The organism is Luteolibacter ambystomatis, assembly GCF_018137965.1.
GTDB lineage: Bacteria > Verrucomicrobiota > Verrucomicrobiia > Verrucomicrobiales > Akkermansiaceae > Luteolibacter > Luteolibacter ambystomatis.
The window spans coordinates 4,393,547-4,407,891 of sequence record NZ_CP073100.1; the positions used below are offsets into that span (position 1 = coordinate 4,393,547).

15 protein-coding genes are annotated in these 14,345 nt (G+C 62.9%); 10 read left to right on the plus strand and 5 right to left on the minus strand.

All coding sequences use genetic code 11. From position 1 onward, the window contains the following. Positions 1 to 226: 226 nt before the first annotated feature. Both tadA and holA read left to right on the plus strand, forming a co-directional pair. Positions 227 to 751: a tRNA adenosine(34) deaminase TadA gene (tadA, locus tag KBB96_RS16945; protein WP_211630678.1), complete on the plus strand. Its 525-nt coding sequence runs from the start codon at positions 227 to 229 to the stop codon at positions 749 to 751. Positions 752 to 811: 60 nt separating this feature from the next. Continuing rightward, positions 812 to 1,960 carry a DNA polymerase III subunit delta gene (gene holA, locus KBB96_RS16950; RefSeq protein WP_211630679.1) on the plus strand — a complete coding sequence of 383 codons (1,149 nt, stop codon included), beginning with the start codon at positions 812 to 814 and terminating at the stop codon, positions 1,958 to 1,960. A gap of 72 nt (positions 1,961 to 2,032) precedes the next feature. On the opposite strand, the gene KBB96_RS16955 is transcribed toward holA, so the two are convergent. Then, the gene (locus KBB96_RS16955; RefSeq protein WP_211630680.1) at positions 2,033 to 2,542 is read right to left on the minus strand and encodes a gamma carbonic anhydrase family protein; all 510 of its coding nucleotides are present in this window, start codon (positions 2,540 to 2,542) and stop codon (positions 2,033 to 2,035) included. Positions 2,543 to 2,750: 208 nt separating this feature from the next. On the opposite strand from KBB96_RS16955, the gene KBB96_RS16960 reads away from it, so the two are divergent. Genes KBB96_RS16960 through KBB96_RS16980 form a run of 5 tightly spaced genes read left to right on the plus strand, consistent with a single transcriptional unit; the run spans position 2,751 to position 6,932 of the window. Beyond that, entirely contained in the window at positions 2,751 to 3,569 is an 819-nt protein-coding gene (locus KBB96_RS16960) for a hypothetical protein (protein WP_211630681.1), read from the plus strand. 38 nt (positions 3,570 to 3,607) lie between these two features. Continuing rightward, positions 3,608 to 4,318: a M90 metallopeptidase family protein gene (locus tag KBB96_RS16965; RefSeq protein WP_211630682.1), complete on the plus strand. Its 711-nt coding sequence runs from the start codon at positions 3,608 to 3,610 to the stop codon at positions 4,316 to 4,318. Further along, on the plus strand, positions 4,315 to 5,451 hold the full coding sequence (locus KBB96_RS16970) for an HD domain-containing protein (protein WP_211630683.1): 1,137 nt from the start codon (positions 4,315 to 4,317) through the stop codon (positions 5,449 to 5,451). Before KBB96_RS16965 ends, KBB96_RS16970 begins: the two co-directional genes overlap by 4 nt. A 3-nt stretch (positions 5,452 to 5,454) precedes the next feature. Beyond that, the gene (gene recO, locus KBB96_RS16975) at positions 5,455 to 6,036 is read left to right on the plus strand and encodes a DNA repair protein RecO (RefSeq protein WP_211630684.1); all 582 of its coding nucleotides are present in this window, start codon (positions 5,455 to 5,457) and stop codon (positions 6,034 to 6,036) included. A gap of 50 nt (positions 6,037 to 6,086) precedes the next feature. After that, positions 6,087 to 6,932: a tetratricopeptide repeat protein gene (locus KBB96_RS16980; protein ID WP_211630685.1), complete on the plus strand. Its 846-nt coding sequence runs from the start codon at positions 6,087 to 6,089 to the stop codon at positions 6,930 to 6,932. Between the two features lie 105 nt (positions 6,933 to 7,037). On the opposite strand, the gene KBB96_RS16985 is transcribed toward KBB96_RS16980, so the two are convergent. The 4 genes from KBB96_RS16985 to rdgB form a co-directional block, all read right to left on the minus strand. Continuing rightward, a complete protein-coding gene (locus KBB96_RS16985) occupies positions 7,038 to 7,376 on the minus strand; it encodes an MmcQ/YjbR family DNA-binding protein (RefSeq protein WP_211630686.1) in 339 nt (112 codons plus the stop codon). A 22-nt stretch (positions 7,377 to 7,398) separates the two neighbouring features. Next, on the minus strand, positions 7,399 to 7,917 hold the full coding sequence (locus KBB96_RS16990; protein ID WP_211630687.1) for an NlpC/P60 family protein: 519 nt from the start codon (positions 7,915 to 7,917) through the stop codon (positions 7,399 to 7,401). Positions 7,918 to 8,082: 165 nt separating this feature from the next. Next, positions 8,083 to 9,732: a DUF3592 domain-containing protein gene (locus tag KBB96_RS16995; protein ID WP_211630688.1), complete on the minus strand. Its 1,650-nt coding sequence runs from the start codon at positions 9,730 to 9,732 to the stop codon at positions 8,083 to 8,085. 142 nt (positions 9,733 to 9,874) lie between these two features. Beyond that, positions 9,875 to 10,468, minus strand: a complete 594-nt coding sequence (gene rdgB, locus KBB96_RS17000) for an RdgB/HAM1 family non-canonical purine NTP pyrophosphatase (RefSeq protein ID WP_211630689.1) — start codon at positions 10,466 to 10,468, stop codon at positions 9,875 to 9,877. Positions 10,469 to 10,546: 78 nt separating this feature from the next. Here rdgB and KBB96_RS17005 point away from each other — a divergent pair, with 78 nt between their 5' ends. From KBB96_RS17005 to leuS, 3 genes are all read left to right on the plus strand, one after another. Continuing rightward, positions 10,547 to 11,005: a thioredoxin family protein gene (locus KBB96_RS17005; RefSeq protein WP_211630690.1), complete on the plus strand. Its 459-nt coding sequence runs from the start codon at positions 10,547 to 10,549 to the stop codon at positions 11,003 to 11,005. A 91-nt stretch (positions 11,006 to 11,096) separates the two neighbouring features. Beyond that, entirely contained in the window at positions 11,097 to 11,546 is a 450-nt protein-coding gene (locus KBB96_RS17010; RefSeq protein ID WP_211630691.1) for a thioredoxin family protein, read from the plus strand. Between the two features lie 127 nt (positions 11,547 to 11,673). Continuing rightward, the gene (gene leuS, locus KBB96_RS17015) at positions 11,674 to 14,214 is read left to right on the plus strand and encodes a leucine--tRNA ligase (RefSeq protein ID WP_211630692.1); all 2,541 of its coding nucleotides are present in this window, start codon (positions 11,674 to 11,676) and stop codon (positions 14,212 to 14,214) included. The last annotated feature ends 131 nt before the right edge of the window (positions 14,215 to 14,345 follow it).

Consider the following 14,345-nt stretch of genomic DNA (forward strand, 5'->3'; position numbering starts at 1 on the left):
GCCTAACCGTTCAGGAAGCTATTCCAAAGCGGTTCCGATTTTGTCATTTCTTGATGTAATACGAGCAAGCTGCGGACCTTTTCTTGGAATTTTCATGCACTTTTCATCGGGCATTCATTTCATGTCATGGCACGGCCAGACGGGGGTAGCCAAGGCGGTGGCGGAGGCCTTCTTTTTCCGATGACCTGGCGCTTGGAATCATCCTCCGGGCGGGATACACCCCGGCGTGGACGAAAGCCCGATCATCGACCTGCAAAGCGACGCTTTCTTCATGGGCCAGGCCCTGCGTGAAGCGCGGAAGGCCTATGTCGCCACCGAGGTGCCGATCGGCGCGGTGGTCGTGCGCGAGGGCAAGGTGATCGCCCGGGCCTGGAACCAGGTGGAAACCCTGAAGGACGCCACCGCCCACGCCGAGATGCTTGCCCTCACCGCCGCCCAACAGGCGCTGGGCGACTGGCGGCTGGAGAAGTGTACCCTCTACGTGACCAAGGAACCCTGCCCGATGTGCGCGGGGGCGATCGTCCATTGCCGGCCGGAGCGGGTCGTCTTCGGCTGCCCGGATGCGAAGGCCGGCGCCGCGGGCGGTTGGATCAACCTTCTCGATTCCAATCCTCCACTCAACCACCGCTGCGAGATCACCTCCGGCGTTCTTGGTGAAGAGTGCCTCGCCCTGCTGCAAGGATTCTTCCGCGAGGCGCGGGAGAAGAAAAAGGCGGAACGGCTCAATCCGCCCATGGATTCCGGCGGCTGAGTGGCGGGGAACCGCGGTTGCAAACTTGTGCTGCCCGATCCCCGGGTCTAAATCCCGGGCGTGGCAGCGAAAGCGAAATCCTCCGGCGGCAATGGCAACATTGTCGTGGTGGCGGGCACCGACGAGGGGCTCGTGAAGGAGCGTGCTCTGGAACTGTATCGCGAGATGACCGGTGGTGTGGACGATGGCTTCACCCACGAAACCATCGATGGCGTGGCGGACAATTCCGACAAGGCCCACGAGATCTGCGGCAGCACCATCCAGGCGCTGCAGACGCTGCCGATGTTCGGCGGTGACAAGGTGGTATGGCTGCGCAATGCCAGTTTCCTTTCCGATGATGTGACCGGCCGCTCCGAGCGCACGCTTTCCGGGGTGGAGGCGCTGCGGAAGGTGCTGGAAGCCGGAGTGCCGCAGGGGGTGAAGTTCCTCGTCACCGCCAGTGCGCCGGACAAGCGCCGCGCTTTCTGGAAGTTCCTCGAAAAGGCGGCGGAAGTGGAGGTCCACGACCGTATCGATACCAGCCGCGAGGGCTGGCAGGATCAGGTCGCCCGGCTGGTGGACGACCGAGCCCGGGATCTCGGCCTGCGCTTCGAGCCGGACGCGCTGGCGCTGTTCGTGATGCTGGCAGGCGAGGCCACCCAGCAGATCGGCAACGAGTTGGAGAAGCTCGATCTTTATCTCGGCGAGCGCCGCACGGTGACCGAGCAGGACGTTTTCACGATGGTGCCGCTGAGCCGTGCCGGGATCGTGTTCGAGATCGGCAACGCGCTGCAGAAAGGCGATGCCGCGCGGGCGATCGCCCTGATCGACCAGCAGCTCGAACAAGGTGACAGCGCGATCGCCATCATCCGCGCCTCGATCATTCCCACGGTGCGGAATCTTTTCATGGCGAAGGTGGTGGGGGACACGATGAAAGTCCCGACCAACAACTACCAGTCCTTCGCCGGAGCGCTCGACCGCCTGCCGGAAATCGAACGCGCCTGGTTGCCGCAGAAGAAAACCGGCGGCGTGAATGTCTATCCGGTTTTCCTCGCGCTGCGCGGTGCCGCCGCTTTCACCTTGGATGGCCTGCGGAAAGCGATGGAAGCCACCCTCAAGGCGGACCAGGCACTGGTCACCACCGGTCTCGACCACCGCCTTGTGCTGCACCGCCTGATCGCGGAGATCACGGCGACAAGGCCGCAGAAGCGGATGGCCGCAAGGAGTTGAGCCTTGCCCCGGCCACAGTTGCCCGGAGACCACCATCTTCCCCTTCTTCGTGGGCCTGGGCACTTGGAGGGCTCAGCGCGCGAGATACTTCCGGGAGACGGTCACGTACTTCTCCGCCCAGCTTTTCACCTTCGATTGTTCGTCCAGCGAAAGCGTGCGAACGACTTTCGCCGGTGAGCCGATGACCAGCGAACCGGGTGGAATGATGGTGCCGCCGGTGACCAGCGCGCCCGCACCGATGATCGAGCGTTCCCCGATCACCGCGCCATCGAGGATGATCGCACCCATGCCCACCAGCACCTCGTCCTTGATGGTGCAGGCATGGATGACGGCGGAGTGGCCGACCGTCACCAGTTCGCCGACATGGCAGCCGTAGTCATCGGCGAGATGCACCACCACATTGTCCTGGATGTTCGACCGCGGCCCGATGGTAATCTCATTGATGTCCCCGCGCAGCACGGCGTGATACCAGATGCTGGATTCCTCGCCGAGTGTCACGCGGCCGATCACGTCGGCGCTGGCGGCGATGTAGGCGGAGGCGGGGATCACCGGCTGGATGCCGTCATAGGATTCGATGGCCATGCGGGAAAGGTGGCGTGGGACTGCCGCGGAGGCGAGTACGGAGGCTCCGGGGAAACTTTTCCGGACATGCCGCTCGGCCGAGAAAGGCCGCTTGCAGACCGGGCGGACGAGTGGAATGTGTCGTCATGCGGGCCGCCCCGCGTTGAAGCTGCTGCTTGACGGGGCGATCCGCCCCGCCTAGTGGCTGCGTCCCGCCCCGAACCCTATCATGTGCAAACCTCTCATCGTCCTCGGCTTGGTCGTGCTGGCCCTGGGCCTGCGCAGCTCCCGTACGGGATGGCTGCGCAAGTTGGGTGCGGTGACTTTCCTAGGAGCCAGCTTTTGTCTGGCCTGGTTTCTGACGGGGCGCTTGTGGGCCGGATTCCTCGGGGTGGCGGCCTGGTTTTTCCTGCCGTGGATCGAGCTGTTGACCCGCATCCGCCGCCTGCGGCTGCCGTTGAACAACCGGCTCCGCCACCGTCCGCTGCCGGACCCCGCGTTTTTCCCGAATGCCGTCGAGGCCACCCACGCGATGGAGGAGGCCGGATTCGAGCATGTCACGGACTGCGGCTGGGACTGGGCGGGCATGCAGCAGTTTTTCCGGCTGTTCTGGCATCCGGAGGAAATGGCGGTGGCGGCCGTGTGCCTGTGCGAGCAGAGTGAGGTGGCCTTCGCCTTCATCTCGGTGACGTCGTACGACGAGAACGGTCGTACTTGGCGGACCACCAACTACCCCTTTTCCCCCACCCTGAAATGCACGCCCGGTGTGCGCTGGAACCATGTGCCGTGCGAGCGCGCCTGCTTCCACCGCATCCTGCGGGATCACAAGTGCTTCCTGTCCCGAGCCGGTGTCGGGCATGACGACCTGCGGATGCCGGACCCGGATGAACTCGAAGGCAAGATCGAGGGTGAGATGCAGGCGCAGGTGAAACACAATCTCGATGCCGGCATCATCCGCCTCACCGAGGACGGGCACTTCCAATACTCGCGGCGCGGGTTGCTTTTCCTCTGGGGCCAGTTCGTGAAGGACATGCTGCGGCTCTGCTGAGCCTGCAAGAGTCCGGCGGGAAAGCGAGTAGGTGCCGGATGCGAAACGCGCTGCTGTTGTTCATCGCGATGGTGCTGCCTTCCGGCCTCGTCCACGCCGATGCTCCGTCCAAACCGGCCGCTCACCAGCACCGGGAGATCGAAGGCTGGCAGGTGGATGTCGACCAGCGTCTGTTGGAGGGACCACAGGCGGAGCTGGGTGATCGCGCGCTGAAACTGCTGCGCAACCGCCTTGAGGAAATCGGGATGGTCGTGCCGCCGGACAAAGTCGAGCGGTTGAGGAAGGTGCCCATCCAACTCGATGCCACGTACGGCGGACTCCACACCATGCAGTATCATCCTTCCGCCGGTTGGCTGAAGGCAAACGGCTACGATGAGGCCCTGGCGAAGAAAGTACACATCCCGGATGCCGCGGATTTCGCCAGCCTCCGCCATCATCACACCCAGCCGTGGTGCGTGCTTCATGAACTCGCCCACGCCTATCACGATCAGGTGCTGGGCTTCGACAACCCTGATGTGATGGCCGTGTGGAAGGAGTTCGTCGCTTCCGGAAAGTACACGAAGACGCGCTTCATCAACGGCGGTACGCAGCGTCACTACGCGCTGACCGATCAGAAGGAATTCTTCGCCGAGATGACGGAGGCGTATTTCGGCACCAATGATTTCTTTCCCTTCAATCGTGCGGATCTGCGCGATTCGGAGCCGGGTATCTTCGCACAGATGAAGAAGACCTGGGGCGACCTGCCGTGAGCGGCTTTCCGCTCTCCGTTCGTGACAGCGGACGCGGGGCCGTGGATGGTGCGGGGGTGAATTTCCTGACCATCGCGGCCCTCAAGGCACAAGCGGGCGAACAGGCGCTGACCGCCGTCGTCGATGCCGAGCTCCAATCGCGCAGCGCGCGCCAGACCAAGACCGGAAAGCCGTATCTCGTCCTCACCTTCGCCGATGCCACCGGCAGCTTTGCTCTCAACGCGTGGTCGGACGCGCCGTTGTTCGATGCCGCAAACGGCCTGCCTGATGGCACGGTGATGCGGCTGGATGCGGACTGGACCCAGAACACCTACGGTGTGAATGCCGTCAATGTCGCTTGGGAACGCCTCACCGGAGATGCCTTGGAGGCCTTCTATGCCGGGGATGCGGCCACGGCGGAAAAGCAGCGGAGGGATTGGGACACCATCACCAGTCTGTGCGCTTCCGTGAACGACCCGCGCCTGCACGCGCTGGCGGATCATTTCATCAAGGACTTCGGCTCCCGCTTCCGGCGAGCGGCGGCGGCGCGGAAAAACCATCATGCCCGCCGCGGTGGTCTGGTCGAGCACGTCGCCCAGATGATGCGGACCGCCGATGCCGTGTGTTCCGTGTATCCCCGTCTGAACCGCGACCTGCTCCTCATCGGCACATTGTTCCACGACTGCGGCAAGCTGTGGGAGAACCAGTACAAGGAGCGCGGCTTCACCCAGGACTATTCCATCCATGGCGAGATGCTCGGTCACATCCCGCTGGGCATCGAGCTGGTGAACAAACTCTGGCGCGATGTCGCGGAATCCCCGGCCGGGAAAGGCTGGCTGACGTTGGAACCCGCCACGGAAACCGTGCGCCTCCACCTCCTGCACCTCATCGCCAGCCATCACGGCGAGTATCAATTCGGCTCCCCCACGCTGCCGCGCACTCCGGAGGCGATCGCGCTCCACCACATCGACAATCTCGATGCGAAGATGGAAATGATGATGGACGCTTACGAGAACGCGAACGAGCTGGCGGACGGCATCTACGAAAAGCAGTTCCCGCTGCCCGCGAACCTGGTGGCCCCGCTGCCTGCGTTCGAGCCTCCGCCTTCCCCGGTGCCCGCTGCTGCCGCATCCCGCGGCAGCGAGTTGTTCTGATCCATGGAGCAATCCCCCGCCATCCTCATCCGGCTGACCAAGCTCTCCGACACGAGCTTGATCGTCCATTGGTTCACCGAGGACGCGGGCTTGATCAAAACCGTGGCGCGCGGCGCGCGGCGGCCCGGAAGTGCCTTCGCCGGAAAGCTCGATTTGTTTTTCAGCGCGGAGGTCATCTGGTCCCCGGCGAAGCGGGGGGAACTCCATACTCTCAAGGAGGTGGCGGTCACGGGTTGGCGGACCGGCCTGCGGAAAGCCTACGCCTCCACGCTGCTTGCCGGATACTGCTGCCGCTTGCTGGAGCAGGCGGTGGAACCGGGCCATCCGGAAGCCGCGCTCTTTGATTTGCTGCGCCGGGCGCTGGACCACATCGACGGAAAAGGGGCCAGCGAGCGGGCAATGAGCCATTTTGAGAGGGAATTGGCTAGATTGTTCGGAGTTTCGAACGAGTATCGTGCTCCAGATGCCGCCCTTCGGGACGCATTGGGCGATTTGCCTGCCATCCGGCGGGAATTAGTCGAACGCTTGTCCAGTTCCGAGGATTTTGGCTCGTCAGGAGCCACTTCCGGTGTTAACGATGTATAGACCTTATGAATTCACCAACCGCGACCCTGATTGGAATTCTTCGTGAGCGCGTGGACTCCCTGCGCCAGGCGGGGGATCTCGATGAAGCGCTTCACGCCGCCAATGCTGCGGTGGAACGTGCTCAGTATGAGCTGAGCAGCGATTTCGACAGCATCGATACCTTCGCCTCCAGCTTGGAAATCCGCGGCGAGATTCTCCGCGAACTCGGCCGCTACGAGCTGGCCCGCGACGATTACCGCCAGGCCATCGACCAGCTCGACAACCGTGTGGACCGCCTCGACCAGATCGGCCGCCTGTACGCCGGTCTCGGAGCCGTCTATGATGCCTTGGGCGATGAAGTGCGCGCCTTCACCGCATGGGAAAAGGCCATCGACAGCTTCGAGAAGCACGATCCGCCGCTCCTGCTGGATGTGGCCTCGCTGGCGAACAACCTCGGCGTGCTCAAGAAGTCCGCCGGGAACCATGAGGCGGCGGAAGGCTACTTCCTCCGTGCCTTGGAGATCCTTCATGCCCACGTTGGTGCGACCAATGAGGAAACCGCCGCGGTTTCGAACAATCTCGGCGCGCTTTACCTTTCCGCCGGCTTCACCGAGCAGGCCCGCGAAATGCACATGATGGCGCTGGAGGCCCGCCGCCAGCTCTTCGGCGAACACCATCCGGACACCGCCCAGTCCCACAACAACCTGGCGCTCGCATTGCTCCAGACCGGTGACCGTGCCTGGGCCAAGCGTCACTTCGAAAAGGCCCTCACCGCCTTCGAGGCACTGGGCGCTCCGTATGTGGACGATCTTGAGGCCGTGTCCTCGAACTATTGCGACTTCCTCCGCGAGGATGGCGAAGCCGGACTGGCCGAGGTGATCGACCAGCGCGTGCAAGCCTCGCTCGGCCGCGTGTGATCCGATCCGGTTCTTCTGTTTTCAAAAAGCCGCGTTCCGAGTCCGGAGCGCGGCTCTTTTATTCGGTACTACTGGCAAGTGCCGTTTGGTGGTGCGGAAGAATTGCTACCGTTTCTTCTTCGGCAGCGAAGCCACCACCAGGTCGTAGGAATGGTCGATCAACTCCCGGACCAGCTTGGAAGGCAGCGCCCCGTTCAGGATCACCGTGTTCCAGTGGCGCTTGTTCATGTGGTAGCCGGGGATGACGGATTCGTATTCGTCCCGCAGTTCCTCGGCCCGCTCGGGGTCGCACTTGAGGTTCACCCGCGCCGGGAAATCCTCCGGCACGGTGAGGGCGAACATCTTGCCGCCCACCTTGTAAACGAGCACGTCCGGGCCGAAGGGCGTCGTTTCCTCCGCCCCGGGTTTGGACAAGCAGTGGGCGATGACGTCGGGAAGATCCATGGCCGGCGCCCGGGAGAAACGATCAGAGGCCGTCCGGATGGCGCATCACCGTGCCTTTGGCGGAGCGGGTCTGCGGACGCCAGCGCGGGCCATCGCCACCCCCACGTCCGCCCGTGTCGAGGCGCAGACCGGCGATGGTCATGAAGACGTGGCCCTTGCGGGTGTAAATGGTGATCCACCTGCCCTCGCCCTTGTTGCCGTAGCTGAAGTAGTCCTTCGAGGTGCCGACTCCCTTCATGAGACCGGCGGAGCGCAGGACGTAGGAGACGGTGCCGGAGCAATCGTAGCCCCAGTCCTCGCCATTGGCATGGCCACCGCCCCACTTGTAAGGCTTGCCCTGGAGGCGGTTGCCCGCGGCCACGGCGCGTTTCACGGCGTCGGGAGCATTGCGGGGGGCATAGGCGAGGCCGCCTTGGAGCATGGCGGTCTTGCCGGATTCAAAGTGGTAGGAAACCGGGCGCTTTGCCTCTACCTGGCTGGAGCAGGAGGACAGGCCGCCGACCACCGGAAGGGCGAGCAGGAGCAGCAGGAAGCGTTTCATGCGGAATGTTTTAGCAAAATTGGTTAAGTTTTACAAAATATTTATCACGTAGGGGGAAATTTTTGATCCGGCGTTGTTAGTAGGTCGGACCCGGGGCAGGCAAGCCTCCGGGTCTAACAAATTTTGCGGCTGTTGGCCTCGCAGTCTCCTGCTTCTTCATTTCCATCAGACGATGCCGGGTTTTCCGTCCGGGATCTTCAGGTCCTCGGGAACAGCGGGCAGCCAGGATGCCATCCGTGGAGCCAGCCGGATCTTCCAAACCACCCCGGCGGGGGTGGTTGGGATCTTCAGGCGGATCGGTTGGAAGGAGCAGTCTCCCGGCTGCTGGATTTCGGCCAAGGTTTCCTTGTGAACGACCTTCTCCTGCTTGCCATCGTCCGAACCGATCGACTTCACGGCGATGAGGAGGATGGAGAGCTGCCCGGGCTGGCCGCGGCCCTCGCTCCGCCGCCACGTGATGGAACCCTCGTCTCCGGGAGCCAAGGCGCCCGGTACCAGCCGGACTTCGTAGGACGGGCGGCGGAATTGGAGCAGCCGGTTGAGGCAGACCAGCAGCAGGCCGAGACCGACGATCACGAAGGGAATGAGGAAGAGATTGAGGAACATCTGGGGATGGCCGCTCTGCCATTCGGAAACCGCGATGCTCACGAAGACCCCGACGATGCTGTTCCAGAAGATCGTCGCGAAGCCGATCCCCAACAGCGCGACCAAGCGTTCGGATCCGCCGGTGAGTACGACGCCTTGTTCAGACGGTTTGCCACGCCAGGAGAGGGTGGAGTCGGCTTTGAGCTTGAGTTTCCGTTGATAGCGGGGCCACCACCACATCCCCACCAGCCCGCCGACTCCGACGAGAGTGAAGGGAATGGGGAACAGAAACATCGCCACGCTGCCCTTGAGATTCCGATCCACGATGGCCTGCCAGGGCTTCCGCGGATTCACGTAGCAGAGGAGGGTCGTGCCCACGGGATGGGAGCGGACGAGATCGTGCTTGGCGGAGTCTCCGTTGAAGCCACCACCGAGGTCGTAGCGGTTCGAATGGTATTCGCGGCCTGCGAAGGTATAGCGGTAGAAGATGTCCGGTTTCGTGCTGCGGTCTTCGCCACTGCCGTGTTCCACGATCCGGCTCCAGACGACTTCCGCCGGGGTTTCCACCCAACCGCTGGATACGGTCTTTTTCGTCACGGCGGGGATGATCATTCCACCGATCATCGCAAGCCCGCCTGTCGCGAAGACGCCGCAGAAGGCGATTCCCAGCAGCCTGCCCTTGGGTGACCCGGCGGGCGCTTCTTCCCCGGTATGGAAAATCTCCGGACTTTTTCCCGGTGCCATCCGCATGATGGAGATGCCGATCAACACGAACAAGCCTCCCACGGTGGCGAAGAGCAGGCCTCCCCAGAGATCGCCGGTGGACGGCAGCAGGAAGGCTTCGGTGGGATTCGCGGGATTCACATGGCACTCCGCGGCAGCTCCTTCAATGGCATCCCGACCGGCGTGGAGGCGGATCTCCTCCAGAGAATTACTCAGTTTCTCGTAGTCGTCCGCGCCGTTCTTCCGGGGCCACAGGCGGTCGGAGGTGAACTCACGGCCATCCACACTGTAGCGGAAGCGGAGATCCGGCTGGAAGGGCGGAGATTGCTTCAGGTCCGCGCGGATCCCGAAACGCTCGATCACGCAGGGCACCTTGTCCCAAGTGGTGTGGAAAAGGCTTTGGAAAACAGCCAGCAACCCCATCACCAGAAAGATCGAACTGAAGAGCGTCCAAATGATGCCGAACCAGAACGATCCCCTTGCTCCCGCCCTCTTGGCTTTTTTCATTCTCACGGCGGTCGTCTAACCGTCCCCGCAAATACGGTCGATGGGAAACGCCCGCGGCCATTCCAATGGGACTGCATGGCAAGATGCGCCAGCATCGGCGGATGCCGCTCCGAGGCCATTCGGGGCCCGCTGCCACGGGAAATCACCCCCGGCTTTCCAGCCATTCCACTACCTTCGTCAGCGCCCGCGCGCGGTGGCTGAGCTGGTTTTTCACCTCGTCGCCGAGTTCGGAGAAGGTCTGGTCGTAGCCTGCGGGAACGAACAGCGGATCGTAGCCGAAGCCGCCTTCGCCACGCCGTTCCTCGATGATCGCGCCTTCCACGCTGCCGTCGAAGTTGCCGAGCTCCATGCCGCCCTCGGCGAGGACCATGGTGCAGCGGAAGCGGGCGGTGCGCTGGTTTTTGTCGGACATCTCCCGCATCAGCCGCTCGTTGTTGCGCGGGTGGTTGCCCTCCTCGCCGCCGTAGCTGGAGGACCACACACCGGGAGCTCCGGCAAGCGCGTCCACTTCCAGCCCGGAATCGTCGGAGAGGACGATTCCTCCGATTTCCCGGCTGATGGCGAGGGCCTTGAGGCGGGCGTTTTCGAGGAAGGTGGTGCCGGTTTCCGGGACGGGCGGCAGGTCCGGAAAGGCGGTGACATCCAGCACCTCGTAGCGATCCCCGATCATCGAGCGGATTTCCGCGGTCTTGTGGGCGTTGCGGGTGGCGATGACGAGCCGGGGGCGGATTTCCATGCCCTCCGCTACCGGGTTGGCGGAGCCGGGCCAAGATTTTTGAAATAATCCGGCTTTGTGCTACGCCTTATACCACGAATGAAAGCAATCACCTGGCTCGCCTCGCTCACGGTCGGTGTCGCCGCCCTTTCCGCCTCCGCCTTCTCCGCTACTCCCGAAGGCTGGTCCACCGATCTCGAAAAAGCCCTCGCCACCGCGAAGAAGGAAAAGAAATCCGTCCTTGTCGAATTCACCGGCTCGGACTGGTGCCCGCCCTGCATCGCCATGCGGAAGAACGTCTTTTCCAAGAAGGAGTTCGTGGAGAAGGCCTCGAAGAAATTCATCCTCGTCGAACTGGATTTCCCGAAGGGAGAGAAGGAAGTCGCCGAGAAGAACCAGCCGCTGGCCGAGAAATACAAGATCGAAGGCTTCCCCACGGTGGTTCTGCTGGATCCGGAGGGCAAGGAGTTCAACCGCTTCTTCGCCTCCCAGTATCCGAAGTCCGAGGACTTCCTGAAACATCTCGATGAGACCCTCGCCAAGAAGGAACTCGACTGACCCTTTCAAGGGAATGCCTGTCATGGCGCCTCGTCCGGATTCGTCCGGGCGGGGCTTTTCCCATTCCCCGTGATTCTCCCGACACATACCTATGAAGAAAGCCGCCCTGTTCATCGCGACCCTGTTCGCCACCGCCTCCCTCTCCTTCGCCGGCAGCGGCGCGGGCTGGACCGATAATTATGAGGCCGCCAAGGCCCAGGCCAAAAAGGAAAACAAAACCATCCTGCTCGACTTCACCGGCTCCGACTGGTGCGGCTGGTGCATCAAGCTCGACAAGGAAGTCTTCTCCCAGAAGGCCTTCAAGGACTACGCCAAGGACAAGCTGATCCTCGTGGAGGTCGATTTCCCGCACGACAAGCGCCAGAGCCGCAAGCTCAAGGAGCAGAACCAGGCACTGGCCAAGGAATTCGGCGTCAAGGGTTACCCCACGGTCATTCTGGTGGATGGCGATGGCAAAAAAGTCGGCCAGACCGGCTACAAGGAAGGCGGCGACGCGTCCTATGTGACCCACCTCAAGGGCCTGCTCGGTTCCAAGGGCTGATCCCGGGTTCTCGGAGCATCCACCCGTTTATTTCCCCGCCCGGCCTCGCGGCCCGGCGGGGTTTTGCTTTTCAAGGCCAAGGGCTTCCGCCAGAGTCCGCGCCCCTTTCCCCGATTTTCCGAAGATCATGTCCGACCGCCGCATACCCTTTCCTTTCGACGAATTCGAACCCAAGTGGCAGGCCCGCTGGGATGCGGAGAAGACGTTCCGCACCCCGAATCCGGGTGATGCCGACTTCGACGCCTCGAAGCCGAAGTTCTACGTCCTCGACATGTTCCCCTACCCGTCCGGTTCCGGCCTCCACGTGGGCCATCCGGAAGGCTACACCGCCACGGACATCATCGGCCGGGCGAAGCGCCGCCAGGGCTTCAACGTGCTGCACCCGATGGGCTGGGATTCGTTCGGCCTGCCCGCGGAGCAGTACGCCATCAAGACCGGCCAGCATCCGGCGATCACCACCACTGCGAACATCGCCACCTTCAAGCGCCAGTTGAAGTCGCTGGGCTTCGGCTACGATTGGGACCGCGAGATCGCGACGACTGATCCGGAATACGTGCGCTGGACGCAGTGGATCTTCCTGCAGCTCTACTCGTCCTACTACGATGAAGAAACGCAGAAGGCCCGTCCGGTGGCGGAACTGGAAGCGAAGGGCTGGACCCGCGATCAGATCGACGCGGTGCGGCTGGCCTTTGTCCACGAAGCCCCGGTGAACTGGTCGCCGGACCTGGGCACGGTGCTGGCGAACGAGGAAGTCGAGGAGTGGCGGAACAAGGGCCACATTGTCGAGCGTCGTCCGCTGCGCCAGTGGATGCTGCGCATCACGAGCTATGCCCAGCGGTTGATCGATGAACTGGAGCCGCTGGATTGGCCCGAAGGCATCAAGCTGCTGCAGCGCAACTGGATCGGCCGCAGCGAGGGCGCGGAAGTGGATTTCCAGCTGGCCGGTCACACCGTCACCGTGTTCACCACGCGTCCGGACACTCTGTTCGGTGCCACCTACATGGTGCTGGCACCGGAGCATCCGTACGTTTCTGAGATCACCACGGCCGATCAGAAGGCAGCGGTGGAAGCCTACATCACGGCCTGTGCGGCGAAGTCCGATCTGGAGCGTGGCGACCTGAACAAGGACAAGTCCGGCGTCTTCACCGGCGCGTATGCCACCAATCCCGTGAACGGCGCTCAGATCCCGGTGTGGATCGCCGACTACGTGATGATGGGCTACGGCACCGGAGCGATCATGGCCGTGCCCGCTCATGACGAACGCGACTTTGAATTCGCGCAGAAGTTCGACCTGCCGATCGTGCAGGTGGTCCAGCCGACCGGCGATCAGGAGTGGCAGGGCTACACCGATCCCGGCACCGCTGTGAACTCCGGCTTCCTCGATGGTCTGCCGACCACCGAAGCCAAGGCGAAGATGATCGGTTGGCTGGAAGACGAAGGCCGGGGCAAGCGTCGGGTGCAGTTCAAGCTGCGCGATTGGCTGTTCTCCCGTCAGCGCTACTGGGGCGAGCCCTTCCCGCTGACGTGGAAGGACGGCCATCATTACGCCGTGCCGGATTCCGAGCTGCCGCTGTTGGCTCCGCCGTTGGAAGACTACAAGCCCTCCGGCTCCCCCGAGCCGCTGCTGACGAAGGCACGCGAGTGGGTGGAACTGCCGGACGGTTCGGTCCGCGAGACCAACACCATGCCGCAATGGGCCGGCTCCTGCTGGTATTATCTGCGCTACTGCGATCCTCGTAATTCCGGTCGCTTCATTTCGGAGGACGCCGAGTCGTACTGGGGCGGCGGTGAAAAGCCGGGCATGGTCGACCTGTACGTCGGCGGCACCGAGCACGCCGTGCTGCACCTGCTCTACGCCCGCTTCTGGCACAAGGTGCTTTTCGACCTCGGCCACGTCCACACCAACGAGCCGTTCCAGCGCCTGGTCAACCAGGGCCTGATCCTCGGCGAGGATGGCCGCAAGATGTCGAAATCCTTCGGCAATGTGGTGAACCCGGATGACGTCGTGCGCGAGTACGGCGCGGATTCGCTGCGCCTGTATGAGATGTTCATGGGCCCGCTGGAACAGGTGAAGCCTTGGAGCATGAAGGGTGTGGAAGGCGTCTCGCGCTTCCTGGCGCGCGTCTGGCGCATCGCTTTCAACCAGAACGATGACGGCCATTGGGATGTCTCCCCGAAGGTCCAGGACGTGCCATGCACGGACAAGGAACTGCTGCGGGTGGTGCATGAGACTGTCAAGAAGGTCACCGAGGACATCGAGAAGCTGTCGTTCAACACCGCGATCTCGCAGATGATGATCTGCACCAACGCCTTCACCCAGGTGGAGGTGGCTCCGCTGAAGGAGTTCACGTTGCTGCTGCACGCGCTCAATCCCTTCGCCCCCCATCTGAGCGAGGAAATCCACGCCCGCCTCGGCGGTACCACGCCGCTCAGCGAAACCGCATGGCCATCCTATGACGAGGCCGCCCTGGTCAGCGACGAGATCGAGGTGGTGGTGCAGGTGAATGGCAAGCTGCGCGACAAGATCCGCATCTCACCCGCCACCGCCCAGGCCGATGTCGAAGCTCTCGCCCAAGCCAGCGAGCGCGTGAAGGAGCACACCGACGGTAAGACGATCCGCAAGGTCATATACGTCCCCGGCAAGCTCGTCAGCATCGTGGCGAATTGATCGTGGCGGCGGATTCCATCCGCCTAGCCTCTGTCATCAAACGAAAGGTGCTCCCAACCGGGAGCGCCTTCTTTCCTTGGTAGGTCAGGCGGACATTTTTGCTCGGGTAACCTCCGCCGAACTCCTATAAC